Annotated in this window: 10 protein-coding genes; 3 read left to right on the top strand and 7 right to left on the bottom strand. The window is 55.8% G+C overall.

The features are described 5' to 3' along the window. Nucleotides 1–8: 8 nt before the first annotated feature. Nucleotides 9–1067: a glycerophosphodiester phosphodiesterase gene (glpQ, locus tag ACMWKA_RS03715; RefSeq protein WP_369706636.1), complete on the top strand. Its 1059-nt coding sequence runs from the start codon at nucleotides 9–11 to the stop codon at nucleotides 1065–1067. A 24-nt stretch (nucleotides 1068–1091) separates the two neighbouring features. On the opposite strand, the gene ACMWKA_RS03710 is transcribed toward glpQ, so the two are convergent. The 7 genes from ACMWKA_RS03710 to ubiG all read right to left on the bottom strand — a co-directional run bounded on the left by ACMWKA_RS03710 (nucleotide 1092) and on the right by ubiG (nucleotide 10168). After that, nucleotides 1092–2021, bottom strand: coding sequence for a LysR family transcriptional regulator (locus tag ACMWKA_RS03710; protein WP_369706637.1), 930 nt, complete (start codon nucleotides 2019–2021; stop codon nucleotides 1092–1094). 31 nt (nucleotides 2022–2052) lie between these two features. Further along, a complete protein-coding gene (locus ACMWKA_RS03705; protein ID WP_414759999.1) occupies nucleotides 2053–3573 on the bottom strand; it encodes a GMC family oxidoreductase in 1521 nt (506 codons plus the stop codon). After that, nucleotides 3503–5194, bottom strand: coding sequence for a GMC family oxidoreductase (locus ACMWKA_RS03700; RefSeq protein ID WP_414759998.1), 1692 nt, complete (start codon nucleotides 5192–5194; stop codon nucleotides 3503–3505). The genes ACMWKA_RS03705 and ACMWKA_RS03700 overlap by 71 nt, the downstream gene beginning before the upstream one ends. Before the next feature lie 119 nt (nucleotides 5195–5313). Next, nucleotides 5314–5568 carry a class I ribonucleotide reductase maintenance protein YfaE gene (gene yfaE / locus ACMWKA_RS03695; RefSeq protein WP_013098013.1) on the bottom strand — a complete coding sequence of 85 codons (255 nt, stop codon included), beginning with the start codon at nucleotides 5566–5568 and terminating at the stop codon, nucleotides 5314–5316. Further along, nucleotides 5568–6698: a class Ia ribonucleoside-diphosphate reductase subunit beta gene (nrdB, locus tag ACMWKA_RS03690; protein ID WP_013098012.1), complete on the bottom strand. Its 1131-nt coding sequence runs from the start codon at nucleotides 6696–6698 to the stop codon at nucleotides 5568–5570. The genes yfaE and nrdB overlap by 1 nt, the downstream gene beginning before the upstream one ends. A 107-nt stretch (nucleotides 6699–6805) precedes the next feature. After that, nucleotides 6806–9091 carry a class 1a ribonucleoside-diphosphate reductase subunit alpha gene (nrdA, locus tag ACMWKA_RS03685; RefSeq protein WP_178327920.1) on the bottom strand — a complete coding sequence of 762 codons (2286 nt, stop codon included), beginning with the start codon at nucleotides 9089–9091 and terminating at the stop codon, nucleotides 6806–6808. 348 nt (nucleotides 9092–9439) lie between these two features. Then, complete coding sequence (ubiG, locus tag ACMWKA_RS03680) at nucleotides 9440–10168, bottom strand: bifunctional 2-polyprenyl-6-hydroxyphenol methylase/3-demethylubiquinol 3-O-methyltransferase UbiG (RefSeq protein WP_414759997.1); 729 nt, start codon at nucleotides 10166–10168, stop codon at nucleotides 9440–9442. A gap of 146 nt (nucleotides 10169–10314) precedes the next feature. On the opposite strand from ubiG, the gene gyrA reads away from it, so the two are divergent. Further along, entirely contained in the window at nucleotides 10315–12951 is a 2637-nt protein-coding gene (gyrA, locus tag ACMWKA_RS03675; protein WP_130626343.1) for a DNA topoisomerase (ATP-hydrolyzing) subunit A, read from the top strand. A 135-nt stretch (nucleotides 12952–13086) separates the two neighbouring features. Continuing rightward, on the top strand, nucleotides 13087–15933 hold the full coding sequence (rcsC, locus tag ACMWKA_RS03670) for a two-component system sensor histidine kinase RcsC (RefSeq protein ID WP_020690666.1): 2847 nt from the start codon (nucleotides 13087–13089) through the stop codon (nucleotides 15931–15933). The last annotated feature ends 81 nt before the right edge of the window (nucleotides 15934–16014 follow it).

Below are 16014 nucleotides of genomic sequence, written 5' to 3'. Positions count from 1 at the left end.
GCATTGCCATGAAATTAACTCAATTAGCGACCGGTCTGCTGCTGGCGGGCCTGATGACCGGCTCCGCACTGGCGGCGGACAAGATCGTTATTGCTCATCGCGGCGCAAGCGGCTATCTGCCGGAGCATACGCTGCCGGCGAAAGCGATGGCCTACGCGCAGGGGGCCGATTATCTTGAGCAGGATCTGGTGATGACAAAGGACGACCAGCTGGTCGTCCTGCATGACCACTATCTTGATCGCGTGACCGATGTGGCGGAGCGTTTCCCGGACCGCGCCCGTAAAGATGGTCGTTTTTACGCCATCGATTTTACTCTGGATGAAATCCGCTCTCTGAAGTTTACCGAAGGCTTCGAGATTGAAAACGGCAAGAAGGTGCAGGTTTATCCGGGACGTTTCCCAATGGGTAAATCTGACTTCCGTATCCATACCTTCCAGGAAGAGATTGAGTTTGTTCAGGGGCTGAACCACTCAACGGGCAAAAATATCGGTATCTATCCGGAAATTAAAGCCCCGTGGTTCCATCACCAGGAAGGGAAGGATATTGCCGCGAAGACGCTGGAGATGCTGAAGCAATACGGCTACACCAGCAAGAAGGACAAAGTTTATCTCCAGTGTTTTGACGCCGCAGAACTGAAGCGCATCAAAAGCGAGCTGGAGCCAAAGATGGGGATGGATCTCAATCTGGTCCAGCTGATAGCCTATACCGACTGGAACGAAACCCAGGAGAAGCAGGCAGACGGCAAGTGGGTAAACTACAACTACGACTGGATGTTCAAACCGGGTGCCATGAAGCAGATCGCGCAGTACGCCGATGGGATCGGGCCGGATTACCACATGCTGGTGGCGGAAGGTTCAACCCCGGGCCACGTGAAGCTGACGGCGATGGTAAAAGAGGCACACGCCAGCAAGATGCAGGTGCATCCGTATACGGTGCGTGCTGACCAGTTACCGCCGTACGCCACGGACGTGAATCAGCTTTACGAGGTGTTGTATAAGCAGGCGGACGTAGACGGGTTGTTTACGGATTTCCCGGATAAAGCAGTTTCATTCCTGCATAACAAGTAATACAAGGGGCCGTAAGGCCCTTTTTTATTCGGGCAGTAGGCCGGCCAGCCTTAGCTTTTTTTCCCATTCTGGCTCTGGCCCTAGCTGTTCTGCGACCAGGTTGACCAGCGCCTGGATCACCGGCGAGGCGCGACGCGTCTGGCGATACAGGGCCACAATGTTGCCACCATCCGGTTGCCAGCCGGGTAAAATAATATTCAGTTCTCCGCGCAATATCGCATCAGCACCTAAAAATAACGGCATGACCACAATCCCAAGCCCTGCTTTGGCGGCTTCCAGCAGGCTGAAAGCATTATCCGAGCGCAGACGATTTCTGACGCGCCAGTTCTGGCGCTGCCCGTTATGCAGTAGCTGCCAGCAACCGCCTGGCGCACGGTGGGTATATAACAGTCCGTCATGCTGCTCCAGCTCAACGGGGTGCACAGGCGTGCCCCGTTGCGCCAGATAGTCCGGGCTCGCGCACAGCCAGGTCAGATTGCGCGCCAGCGTGCGGGCGATGAGCGTAGAGTCCGGGACGAGACCGAGGCGGATGGCGATATCAAAGTCGGGCTGATGCATATTAATCTGCCGATCTTCTGTCGAGATATCGAGAGACAGTCCCGGATGAGCGCCAATAAATCCGGCCAGGATCGTCGACAGATGGGTGGTCATAAAGGTATGCGAGGTGGCGATACGCAGCTCGCCGTGAAGCTCGCTGCGTGAGGGTGCCACGGCTTCTTCCGCCTGTGTGACTTCGTCAAGGATATGCACGCACTCCTGATAAAAAAGCAGACCCGCTTCCGTCAGGCTAAGGCGGGGCCCACGCTCCAGCAAGCTTGCGCCAAGCCGTTTCTCCAGCATCTTGACGCGCTGGCTGACCACCGATTTTGATGTCCCCAGCTTTGCCGCCGCGCCAACAAAGCTTTGCGACTCAACAACCGAAACAAACGTGCTCATCTCCACGAACTTGTTCACACAGGCGCTCCTTTATGGCTTATTCGGTTTACTATGCGCCGTTCAGGGAACCGGAAAAACGGCTGGCGAGATATTCTGCCGCCATGATCACATCCGGATTAGTCGCCTGAGAGGGAACGTCCGGGAACAGCGAGGCATCGACGACAAACAGCCCGTTAATACCGAAGACGTTGCCGCACGCGTCCACGACTGCTGCCGGATCGCTTTCTTTACCCATCGGTGCTGTCGCGCTGAGGTGTAGATTACTTTTCACCGTCGCACGCTGCTCCTCTGCTATCTGCTGGTCTGTTTTGGCGAGTTTACCGCCTTTAACTGCCGGGACTTCGCCAGTAACCAGTGCCTGCAACGGACCTTCCTGCACCAGTGCCCGGGACAACTTCACCGCTTCGACCATCCGTATGACGTCGCGCTCGTCGCCCAGCAGATTGAGATCGATACTGGGGGCGAGCAGTGGATTGCGGCTCGTCAGTGTCAGACGCCCACGGGCACAGGGGCGAGCCACGGTGAAAAAGAGCTGGAAACCCGCCCCGTGTGGAAACAGTCCCGGATCGACGAAGTGATTATTGCTGATATACAGATCCAGTTCGTCGGCTGCGGCCAGCGAAGATTGCGTCCAGAGCGTTGCACCTATTGGGGGATAGCTGGCATGTTCTGCAGAGGTCGCCAGCATGATCCCGTTCACGGGTTGTTCCTGCAAATTGCGGCCAACGGGGAGATCCTGTTTTAGCGGGATTTCCAGACGGCGTAAATCGTCAGCAGGACCAATGCCGGAGCGTAACAGAATGGCTGGCGTACCGGCCGCACCGGCACAAAGGAACACGCAGTCGGCAGCGATCCGTGTCCCATCCGCAAGCTGTATGCCGTTCACCCGCGAATTGTCTATCAGCGCTTTATCCACAACCGTCATGCCGACAATTGACAGATTCTTGCGCGCCCGAACCTCCGCCGTCAGGTAGACCATGCCAGTGTTTTGCCGGATGCCGTTGACAACATTCAGTGGATAGATGGCGACGCCGTGTTGTTGTTCGCCGTTAATATCGTCAATGGCGGCAAAGCCGTGAGCGCGACAGGCGTGATAAAACGCCTGACTTGCCGGACTGAGTGTCTCCAGCGCAGGTAATCGCACCGGAACGGGACCGTGGCGGCCATGCCAGCGATCGTCGCCATAGTCGGCATTTTCAAGCCGTTTGAACCACGGTAAGACCTTATCAAACGACCAGTCGCTCAGGCCGCGCTTTACCCAGCGGTCAAAATCGAATTTAGGGGCGCGAACAAACGCGCCTGCGTTGATCGTGGAGCCGCCACCGAGCACTTTGGCCCGCAGATGACCAGAGGTATGATCGGTTCCCGTTGCCGCGCCGTGTTCCCAGACGTAATCACCGCCGCCAACAGAGTGGCTTTGCGCCAGTTCGTCCGGCCAGCCATCGGGGGCAAAGACGGGGCCGCCCTCCAGCAGCAATACCTGGCAGTCAGGGTTCTCGCTAAGACGTGCGGCGAGAACCGCACCCGCTGAACCACCGCCTGCGACTATGACGTCGTACGATTGTTTCATTATTCTGGCGCTGTTTTCCGGCTTGATGGATACCATTTTTCCTCTCCTCATGAATATCGTTACGCAGCGCATCAGCCAGTTTTTCTGCCATCATCATGATGGTCGGATTGAGGTTGATGAGCGGGATTTCGGGCAAGATCGATGCGTCGATGACCCGTAAGTCATGCAGACCATAGAGGCACCCGTTTTCATCCACCACGGCATAGGGGTCATCAGGGGGCCCCATCGGTGCGGTGGAGCAGGGGTGCTGGAGGGTGCTAACCCCCTGCGCCAGAGCCTGGCGAATGTCAGATTCATCATCCCCGACCGAGGCTCCGGGGCTGATTTCGTACTCTATGAGCTGGCGCAGCGGCGGCATATCCGCCAGCAGGCGTGCCAGACGAAAACACTCGACCATCCGGCGCATGTCATCTTCTGTCGTCAGGTGATTAAGCGCTATTTCCGGTGCATCGTGAGGGTCACGGCTCTTCAGGCGGATGTAGCCTGTGGAGCTGCAATGCATGAGTTCCAGCCCGAGGGAGAAGGCGACGCCGGTTGGGCTGAGGTCTGCAGGTAACAGATGCGAAGGGGAAATGGCAATGTCCATTTCGCGGGCTGATTTGGCAAAGCTTGAATTCGTCCAGATCTGGGCGGCGACAACCGGATGCTCGTGGCCCTTAAGTTCGGCTTTTCCGGCGAAGTTGATCCAGTAGAAGGCGTGATCCCGTAGACGCTCACCCACCGGGGCCTCTTTCACGACGGGGATCGACAGCGATTCCAGATGGTGGCTTGGGCCGATGCCTGAGCGCAGCAATATCGCGGCGGAACCATAGGCGCCGGCGCTGAGGATTGTCTGGCGGGCAAAGCACTGTTCCCCGTCGGCAAGCTGCACGCCTTTGACCCGGTTCCCCTCAACGATCAGCTTGTCCGTGAGCGCCCCATACACGATGGTCAGGTTCGGGCGCTGGCGCACCTTGCGGGTAAGCCATGCCATTCCGGTATTCACCCGAACGCCGTTAATAATATTCATCGGATTGGGCCCGGCGCCGTTGTTGGCTTCTGGGTGGTTAAAGTCTTCAACCCGCGCAAAACCCAACTGCCACGCCGCTTCCAGGGTGGCCCGCTGAACTGGGGTGATCTCCTCTAACGTCATCTGATGGATCGGAAGTGGACCTTCACGACCATGATATTTATCCTCACCCAAAGGGTAGGTTTCCATCTTTTTGTAGTAGGGCTGCACATCCTCATATTTCCAGCCCTTAAGCCCTTTTGCCGTGATGCGTTCGAAATCCCAGGGGAGCGCCCGGCAGGCGACGGCGGCGTTAATGGCTGAACTTCCGCCGAGGGTTTTGCCGCGCGGAGTATAGACGGGATCGGGCTGGCTGACCGGGCTGGCGTAATAGCCCCATTCATATCGCTGATCGCCATTCGCCGCGATAATATTGCCGCTGTAAAGCAGTTCCGGATAGCCATCGGGATCAAAAGACGGACCATATTCCAGCAGCAGAACACGTGTCTGCTCATCTTCGCTAAGACGTGCTGCCAGCACTGCCCCGGCAGAGCCCGCGCCAACGATAATAATATCGTAGGGCATCGGCTCAGGGGATGTGGTCATGAACTGTTCTAAGGATAAAACGGACATTGCTGATGGCCTCCTCAGGTGGATATACCGTTAGAGTAAGCGGCATGAGGAGGGGTGAACAGGTGAGGAAAGGCGAATCACGGGTTCGTAAATCACGAACCCGAAAGGAGGGGTTGGCGCTATATTTCTATTTCAATATCACCTTTTGCCCGGCAGCAGCAGGGCAAAATTTCCCCTTCATTGATAAAGGCCAGCGGTTCGGTCAGCCAGTCCACCTGGCCGGTGACCAGGCGGCAGCGGCAGGAGCCGCAATAGCCTTCACGACACTGATACTCTACCGTCACCTGATTCGCCTCAAGGGCTGCCAGCAGGGAAGGGTGCTCTTCCTGGCACAGCACTTCTGTGCCCGAAAGACTCAGCGTTACGCGCGTCATCAGAGCTGGAAATTGCTCAGGTCGTCAGTGTTGACTTCAGAATCAATCTGACCGACCAGGTAAGAACTGACTTCCACTTCTTGTGGCGCCACCTGCACGTTATCGGACACCAGCCAGGTGTTGATCCACGGGATCGGGTTGGAACGCGTCTGGAATGGCAGATCGAGACCGACCGCCTGCATACGGATGTTGGTGATGTACTCAACGTACTGGCACAGAATGTCTTTGTTCAGGCCAATCATGGAGCCGTCGCGGAACAGGTAGTCTGCCCACTCTTTCTCCTGCTGTGCGGCCAGCACGAACAGGTCGTAGCACTCCTGCTTGCACTCTTCAGCGATTTCCGCCATCTCCGGGTCGTCTGCACCGCTGCGCAACAGGTTCAGCATGTGCTGGGTGCCGGTCAGGTGCAGGGCTTCGTCACGGGCGATCAGACGGATGATTTTGGCGTTACCTTCCATCAGCTTGCGCTCGGCAAACGCAAAGGAGCAGGCAAAGCTCACGTAGAAGCGGATGGCTTCCAGGGCGTTAACGCTCATCAGGCACAGGTACAGCTGCTTTTTCAGCGCGCGCAGGTTCACGGTGACGGTTTTGCCGTTCACGTTGTGGGTCCCTTCGCCCAGCAGGTGCCAGTAGCTGGTCATCTCGATCAGCTCGTCGTAGTAGTGGGCAATCCCTTCCGCGCGTTTCTGAATCTGCTCGTTGGTGACGATATCGTCAAACACCACCGCCGGATCGTTAACGATGTTGCGGATAATGTGGGTGTAAGAGCGGGAGTGGATCGTCTCCGAGAACGCCCAGGTTTCCACCCAGGTTTCCAGTTCCGGAATGGAGATCAGCGGCAGCAGGGCAACGTTCGGGCTGCGGCCCTGAATGGAGTCCAGCAGCGTCTGGTACTTCAGGTTGCTGATGAAAATGTGTTTTTCATGCTCCGGCAACGCCTGGAAATCGATACGATCGCGGGAAACGTCAACTTCCTCCGGACGCCAGAAGAAGGAGAGTTGCTTTTCAATCAGCTTTTCGAAAATGTCATATTTTTGCTGATCGTAGCGTGCCACATTGACCGGCTGGCCGAAGAACATCGGCTCTTTGAGCTGGTCGTTTTTCGTCTGTGAAAAGGTGGTATATGCCATGAGTGTGTCCTGTGGTGTTATTTCCCCCTCATCCCGGCCCTCTCCCACAGGGAGAGGGGGAAAGAGTTCCCTCTCCCTGTGGGAGAGGGTTAGGGTGAGGGGATTTATTAGATCTTACATGCGCCGCTTTCGCAGCCATCATCCTGAATTGACGGTGCCAGATCGTCCTGCGCGTCTTCTGCACCATCACGGGTGTTGTGATAATACAGGGTTTTCACGCCAAATTTGTACGCGGTGAGCAGGTCTTTCAGCAGTTGCTGCATTGGCACTTTACCAGACGGGAAACGCGTCGGGTCGTAGTTAGTATTGGCAGAGATCGACTGATCGATGAATTTCTGCATGATACCCACCAGCTGCAGATAGCCGTCATTGTTTGGCATTTCCCACAGCAGCTCGTAGTTGTCTTTCAGCAGTTCGTAATCCGGCACCACCTGGCGCAGGATACCGTCTTTCGACGCTTTAATGCTGACGTGACCGCGCGGCGGCTCGATACCGTTGGTGGCGTTAGAGATCTGCGAAGAGGTCTCAGACGGCATCAGGGCAGAGAGCGTGGAGTTGCGCAGGCCGTGAGTCTTAATGGACTCGCGCAGTGCTTCCCAGTCCAGATGCAGCGGCGCGTTTGCAATCGCATCCAGGTCTTTCTTGTAGGTGTCGATTGGCAGAATGCCTTTCGCATAGGTGGTTTCGTTAAACCACGGGCATGCGCCTTGCTCTTTCGCCAGCTCGTTAGACGCTTTCAGCAGGTAATACTGGATCGCTTCGAACGTTTCGTGGGTCAGGTTGTTCGCACTGCCGTCTGAGTAACGCTTACCGTGTTTCGCCAGCCAGTAGGCGAAGTTGATGACGCCGATACCCAGCGTACGACGGCCCATAGCGCCGCGTTTCGCCGCCGGGATTGGATAATCCTGGTAGTCCAGCAGGGCGTCGAGCGCACGGACGGCCAGCACTGCCAGCTCTTCCAGCTCGTCCAGGCTCTTAATCGCGCCCAGGTTGAACGCAGACAGCGTACACAGCGCAATTTCGCCGTTTTCGTCGTTCACGTCTTCCAGCGGTTTGGTCGGCAGGGCGATCTCCAGGCACAGGTTAGACTGGCGCACTGGCGCAACAACCGGATCAAACGGGCTGTGGGTGTTGCAGTGGTCAACGTTCTGGATGTAGATACGGCCGGTAGAGGCACGTTCCTGCATCATCAGAGAGAACAGATCGACCGCCTTCACGCGCTGTTTACGGATGCTGTCGTCTTGTTCGTATTTGGTGTACAGACGTTCGAATTCGTCCTGATCGGCGAAGAACGCGTCATACAGACCCGGGACATCGGACGGGCTGAACAGGGTAATGTCTTCACCTTTCAGCAGACGGGTGTACATCAGTTTGTTGATCTGTACGCCGTAGTCCATGTGACGCACGCGGTTACCTTCAACACCACGGTTGTTTTTCAGTACCAGCAGGCTTTCGACTTCCAGGTGCCACATTGGGTAGAACAGGGTTGCCGCACCACCGCGCACGCCGCCCTGAGAGCAGGATTTTACTGCCGTCTGGAAGTGCTTGTAGAACGGGATACAACCGGTATGGAAGGCTTCACCGCCGCGAATTGGGCTGCCCAGGGCGCGAATGCGACCGGCGTTGATACCGATACCGGCACGCTGGGAGACGTATTTGACAATCGCGCTGGAGGTCGCGTTGATGGAATCCAGGCTGTCGCCGCACTCGATCAGTACGCAGGAGCTGAACTGACGGGTTGGGGTACGCACGCCAGACATAATCGGCGTCGGCAGAGAAATCTTGAACGTAGAGACCGCATCATAGAAACGCTTAACGTATTCCAGACGGGTGTCACGCGGGTAGTTAGAGAACAGGCAGGCGGCTACCAGAATATAGAGGAACTGGGCGCTCTCGTAGATTTCGCCCGTGACACGGTTCTGAACCAGGTATTTGCCTTCGAGCTGTTTCACCGCTGCGTAGGAGAAGTTCATATCACGCCAGTGATCGATAAACCCGTTCATCTGCTCGAACTCTTCTTCCGTATAGTCTTCCAGCAGATGCGTGTCGTATTTACCCAGCTCAACCATTTTCACCACGTGGTCATAAAGCGCAGGCGGCTCGAACTGGCCGTAGGCTTTTTTACGCAGGTGGAAAATCGCCAGACGTGCAGCGAGGTACTGATAATCCGGCGCTTCGCGGGAGATCAGATCCGCCGCCGCTTTGATGATGGTTTCGTGGATATCAGACGTTTTGATGCCGTCGTAGAACTGAATATGGGAACGCAGTTCAACCTGGGAGATAGATACGTTGTTCAGGCCTTCTGCTGCCCAGTCGAGAACTCGATGGATTTTGTCCAGATTGATACGCTCGGTAGTACCGTCGCGCTTTGTCACCAGCAGACTCTGATTCATGTGGGTTTTACCTGTCCGTGAAATAAAAAAATATCCCCCGTTTATCCACAGATCCGCCTTGTGACTAACTCTGTGGATAAATACTACATATAGGGGGTTTGCGATAAGAGAAACGCTATATGGTGAGTATTCTAGTAAGGATTCTTTTCAGTACAAGGGTTGATTTTGACGTTAAATTGAGGTTGTGAAAGGGTAAAAAAGGCTAAGTCCTCATGCTGTAAGGCCTGGAAGAGATGTCAATAATTAAGAAAAAAAATTCAAAATTTGATCGAGTGCTGATTTCTTCAACGGGAGGTCAGAATTGCGCAACATGATGTCGCGCAATCTTTATAAGAATAATGGATGACGTTAGTCGTTTTTGGCGGTGGTGTGCAACATATAGTTAACATCCACACCCTGGGCGAGTTTGAATTTATCGGTCAGCGGATTGTAGTGCAGACCGGTGATGTGCTGCTCCTTGAGCCACGTCTGGTCAACCCAGCCCAGTAACTCGGCAGGCTTGATGAATTTCTTCACGTCGTGTGTACCTTTGGGCACCATGCGCAGTACATACTCTGCGCCGACGACGGCCATCAGCCAGGCTTTGCCGTTACGGTTGATGGTCGAGAAGAAGACCTGGCCGCCCGGTTTCACCAGTTTTGCGCAGGCGTTGACGACGGACTGCGGGTCGGGAACGTGCTCCAGCATCTCCATGCAGGTGACCACGTCGTACTGGTGCGCATGTTTTGCCGCGTGTTCCTCAACGGTTTCCTGCACGTACTCCACCTGAATCCCGGACTCCAGGGCATGCAGACGGGCAACCTGCAACGGTTCAAAACCCATATCCAGGCCGGTGACGGTGGCCCCTTCGCGCGCCATGCTCTCTGCCAGGATGCCGCCGCCGCAGCCGACATCGAGCACTTTTTTACCGAACAGACCGCCGGAACGCTCCGCGATATAGCCCAGACGCAGCGGGTTGATGCGATGCAGAGGTTTGAACTCACCTTCGAGATCCCACCAGCGGGACGCCACCGCTTCAAATTTGGCAATCTCTTCGTGGTCTACGTTGTGAGCCACCGGGGATTTTTCGGCATTCATGGGCGCTTTTACTCCTTATTTAGCAAGACGAATGAGTATATCAGGCAATCCCTGTGAATAAAGCGTATAGGTTTACCTGTATCACCGCGGCTGTGTTATAATTTGCGACCTTTGAATCCGGGATACAGTAGAGGGATAGCGGTTAGATGAGCGACCTTGCGAGAGAAATTACACCGGTTAACATCGAGGAAGAGCTGAAGAGCTCCTATCTGGACTATGCGATGTCGGTCATTGTTGGCCGTGCGCTGCCGGACGTCCGCGATGGCCTGAAGCCGGTACACCGTCGCGTACTATACGCCATGAACGTATTGGGCAATGACTGGAATAAAGCCTACAAAAAATCTGCCCGTGTCGTTGGTGACGTAATCGGTAAATACCATCCCCATGGTGATTCCGCGGTGTACGACACCATCGTTCGTATGGCGCAGCCTTTCTCGCTGCGTTACATGCTGGTAGATGGTCAGGGTAACTTTGGTTCTATCGACGGCGACTCCGCCGCGGCAATGCGTTATACGGAAATCCGTCTGGCGAAAATTGCCCATGAGCTGATGGCCGACCTGGAAAAAGAGACGGTTGATTTCGTTGATAACTACGACGGCACGGAAAAAATTCCTGACGTCATGCCAACGAAGATCCCTAACCTGCTGGTGAACGGTTCGTCCGGTATCGCCGTAGGGATGGCGACCAACATTCCGCCGCACAACATCACCGAAGTGATCAACGGCTGCCTGGCCTATATCGACGATGAAGACATCAGCATTGAAGGGCTGATGGAACACATCCCGGGCCCGGACTTCCCGACGGCGGCCATCATCAACGGTCGTCGTGGTATTGAAGAAGCGTACCGCACCGGTCGCGGCAAGATTTACATCCGTGCCCGCGCCGAAGTGGAAGCAGATGCCAAAACCGGCCGTGAAACCATCATTGTTCACGAGATCCCGTATCAGGTGAACAAAGCGCGACTGATTGAAAAAATCGCCGAGCTGGTAAAAGAAAAACGTGTTGAAGGCATCAGCGCGCTGCGTGACGAGTCTGATAAAGACGGTATGCGCATCGTGATTGAAATCAAACGCGACGCGGTGGGCGAGGTTGTGCTGAACAACCTGTACTCTCAGACCCAGCTGCAGGTCTCCTTCGGTATCAACATGGTTGCACTGCACCATGGTCAGCCGAAGATCATGAACCTGAAAGAGATCCTGAGCGCGTTTGTCCGTCACCGCCGCGAAGTGGTGACCCGTCGTACTATTTTCGAACTGCGTAAAGCGCGTGACCGTGCCCACATCCTTGAGGCACTGGCCGTGGCGCTGGCCAACATCGACCCGATCATCGAGCTGATCCGTCGCGCGCCAACCCCGGCGGAAGCGAAAACCGCGCTGATTTCCCGTCCGTGGGATCTTGGCAACGTTGCGGCAATGCTGGAGCGTGCCGGTGATGACGCCGCGCGTCCTGAGTGGCTGGAACCTGAATTCGGCGTGCGTGATGGTCAGTACTACCTGACTGAACAGCAGGCCCAGGCGATTCTGGATCTGCGTCTGCAGAAACTGACCGGCCTTGAGCATGAAAAACTGCTCGACGAATATAAAGAGCTGCTGGAGCAGATCGCTGAACTGCTGCATATCCTGGGCAGCGCAGAGCGCCTGATGGAAGTGATCCGCGAAGAGCTGGAGCAGATCCGCGATCAGTTCGGCGATGAGCGTCGCACCGAAATCACCGCCAACTCCGCAGATATCAACATCGAAGACCTGATCAACCAGGAAGACGTTGTTGTGACCCTGTCTCACCAGGGCTACGTGAAGTATCAGCCGTTAACTGACTACGAAGCACAGCGCCGTGGTGGTAAAGGCAAATCTGCGGCACGTATTAAAGAAGAAGACTTTATTGATCGTCTGCTGGTGGCGAACACCCATGACACCATCCTCTGCTTCTCCAGCCGGGGACGTCTGTACTGGATGAAGGTCTACCAGTTGCCGGAAGCGAGCCGTGGTGCACGTGGTCGTCCGATCGTTAACTTGCTGCCGCTGGAAGCGAACGAACGTATCACCGCCATTCTGCCGGTACGCGAGTACGAAGAGGGCGTGAACGTCTTTATGGCGACTGCCAGCGGTACCGTGAAGAAAACCGCGCTGACCGAGTTCAGCCGTCCACGTTCTGCCGGTATCATCGCGGTGAACCTGAACGAAGGCGATGAGCTGATTGGCGTCGATCTGACTTCAGGCAAAGATGAAGTCATGCTCTTCTCCGCAGCCGGTAAAGTGGTGCGCTTCAAAGAAGACGCCGTCCGCGCAATGGGTCGTACCGCAACGGGCGTTCGCGGTATCAAACTGGCGGGCGAAGACAGCGTCGTTTCTCTGATTATTCCGCGCGGAGAAGGGGCTATCCTGACCGTGACGCAGAATGGTTACGGTAAACGTACCGCGGAAGGGGAATACCCAACCAAGTCGCGTGGCACGCAGGGCGTTATCTCTATCAAGGTGACCGAGCGCAACGGTTCCGTTGTGGGCGCGGTGCAGGTAGACGATGCCGACCAGATCATGATGATCACCGATGCCGGTACGCTGGTGCGTACCCGCGTGTCGGAGATTAGCGTGGTGGGTCGTAATACCCAGGGCGTTATCCTCATCCGTACGGCGGAAGATGAAAACGTGGTGGGTCTGCAACGTGTTGCTGAGCCAGTGGACGACGAAGAGCTCGACTCCATCGACGGTAGCGTCGCGGAAGGTGATGATGATATCGCACCGGAAGTGGACACCGACGATGATGCAGCGGATGATGCTGACGAGTAATGTCTCCTGACGCATAAAGGGCCGGATTCCGGCCCTTTTCTTTTACAGATGCAGACAAGTCAACGTTGCGACAAGCCGCGTTTACCGCTACCTTAACCACATTCTTTTTGACCCCGACGGCGGAGCCTCGCCCCTTTGAAATACCTCGTCTCCTTTCGAACCACGCTGAAAGTCTCTCGCTATCTGTTTCGGGCGCTGGCGCTCTTGCTTTGGTTACTGGTGGCCTTGTCCTCGGTGTTTTACATCGTCAACGCGCTGCACCAGAAAGAAGCGGAGATCCGTCAGGAATTTAACCTAAGTTCCGATCAGGCCCAGCGCTATATTCAGCGCACCTCCGACGTGATGAAGGAGCTGAAGTACATTGCCGAAAATCGCCTGACGGCGGAAAACGGTATTCTTGCCATCCGCGGGCGTAATGACAAAACCGAAGTACCGGATTTCGAGCCGCTGTTCCCGGATTCCGACTGCTCCGCCATGAGCAACACCTGGCGCGGTTCACTGGAATCGCTCTCCTGGTTTATGCGCTACTGGCGCGACAACTTCTCCGCCGCCTATGACCTGAACCGCGTGTTCCTGATTGGCAGCGAAAACCTCTGCATGGCCGACTTTGGCCTGCGCGATGTGCCCGTCGAACGTGATGATGCGCTGAAAAGCCTGCATGAACGCATTTTGAAATACCGCAATGCGCCGCAGGACGAGCGCGGGAATAACATCTTCTGGATAAGCCAGGGGCCGCGCATGGGCGTGGGCTATTTCTATGCGCTGACGCCAGTTTATCTGGGCAATCGCCTGCAGGCGCTGCTGGGCATTGAACAGACCATCCGCATGGAAAACTTCTTCACGCCGGGCAGCCTGCCGATGGGAGTGACCATTCTGGATGAGAACGGCCATCCCCTGATTTCACTCACCGGGCCGGATAATCGCCTGAACGTCGATCCACACTGGATGCAGGAGCGTTCGTGGTTTGGCTATACCTCAGGATTCCGTGAGCTGGTGCTGAAGAAAAGCTTACCGCCATCGTCGCTGAGTATCGTCTATTCCCTGCCGGTGGATATGGTGCTTGAGCGGATCCGTATTCTTATCATGAATGCCATCCTATTGAACGTGCTGGCCGGTGGCGCGCTGTTTACCCTGGCGCGGATGTATGAGCGGAAGATTTTTATCCCCGCTGAAAGCGATGCCCAGCGCCTGGAGGAACACGAGCAGTTTAACCGTAAGATTGTTGCCTCCGCACCGGTGGGGATCTGTATCCTGCGCACCCAGGACGGCACCAATATCCTCAGTAATGAACTGGCGCATAACTACCTGAACATGCTGACGCACGAGGACCGGCAAAGGCTGACGCAAATTATCTGTGGTCAGCAGGTGAATTTTGTCGACGTGCTGACCAGCACCCACACCAACTTACAGATAAGCTTCGTGCATTCGCGCTATCGCAATGAAAACGTGGCGATTTGCGTGCTGGTGGATGTCTCAGCACGTGTGAAGATGGAAGAGTCTTTGCAGGAGATGGCCCAGGCGGCAGAGCAGGCCAGCCAGTCGAAATCCATGTTCCTTGCCACCGTCAGTCACGAACTGCGTACACCGCTGTACGGGATTATCGGCAACCTCGATCTGCTGCAAACCAAAGAGCTGCCGAAAGGCGTTGATCGCCTGGTGACGGCGATGAATAACTCCTCAAGCCTGCTGCTGAAAATCATCAGCGACATTCTCGACTTCTCGAAAATTGAGTCCGAGCAGTTGAAAATTGAACCGCGCGAGTTCTCTCCGCGCGAGGTGATGAACCACATCAGCGCCAACTATCTGCCGCTGGTGGTGCGTAAACAGCTGGGTCTCTATTGCTTTATTGAGCCAGACGTACCGCTGACGCTGCATGGCGATCCTATGCGTCTGCAGCAGGTCATTTCGAACCTGCTCAGTAATGCCATCAAGTTCACCGACATCGGCTGTATCGTGTTGCATGTGTGCCGGGCAGGGGACTACCTGAGCATTCGCGTGCGGGATACCGGTGTTGGGATCCCGGCGAAGGAAGTGGTTCGTCTGTTTGACCCGTTCTTCCAGGTTGGTACCGGCGTGCAGCGTAACTTCCAGGGGACCGGACTGGGGCTGGCAATTTGTGAGAAGCTCGTCAGCATGATGGACGGCGATATCTCGGTGGATACCGAACCCGGTATGGGTAGCCAGTTCACCATTCGTATTCCGCTCTATTCTGCGCAGTATCCGGCGAAAACGACGGTTGACGGCCTGAGCGATAAGCGCTGCTGGCTGGCGGTGCACAACGCCTCGCTGAATGATTATCTGACGGCACTGCTGAACCACAGCGGCGTGCGCGTTTCCCGTTATGAAGGCCAGACGCCGGACGTGGACGATGTGCTGATCACCGATGACACGCTGGCGCAACCGTGGCAGGGAAGGGGCGTGGTGATGTTTTGTCGTCGCCACATCGGTATTCCGGTTGAGCGTGCGCCGGGCGAGTGGGTTCACAGTGTGGCGACGCCACATGAGCTGTTGGGGCTGCTGGCGCGCATCTACAGCGTGCAGCTCGAAGAGAACGATGGCGCGGCGACCCTGCCGTCACCGGAATCGCTGGCGTCGGTGAACGACGATATGATGATTCTGGTCGTGGATGACCATCCGATTAACCGTCGCCTGCTGGCTGACCAGCTGGGCTCGCTGGGTTATCAATGTAAGACCGCTAATGACGGCGTGGATGCGCTGAATGTGCTCAGTAAAAACCATATTGATATCGTTCTCAGCGACGTGAATATGCCCAATATGGACGGCTATCGTCTGACGCAGCGTATCCGCCAGCTTGGTCTGACGTTGCCGGTGGTAGGCGTCACGGCGAATGCGCTGGCGGAAGAAAAACAGCGCTGCCTGGAGTCAGGAATGGACAGCTGTCTGTCGAAACCGGTTACGCTGGACGTACTGAAGCAGACATTGTCGATTTATGCGGATCGCGTGAGAAAAACGCGGACATAAAAAAGGCCCGTAAGGGCCTTTTACTTTTCACCCTCTCCCCGTGGGAGAGGGACGGGGTGAGGGCATCAGAACGCACACCCG

This window comes from Enterobacter sp. 03-F-07-AD-ECC, assembly GCF_047530935.1.
Classification (GTDB): domain Bacteria; phylum Pseudomonadota; class Gammaproteobacteria; order Enterobacterales; family Enterobacteriaceae; genus Enterobacter; species Enterobacter cloacae.
The sequence above is the reverse complement of the archived record's forward strand: the minus strand, read 5'-3'. Positions and strand labels throughout refer to the sequence as shown.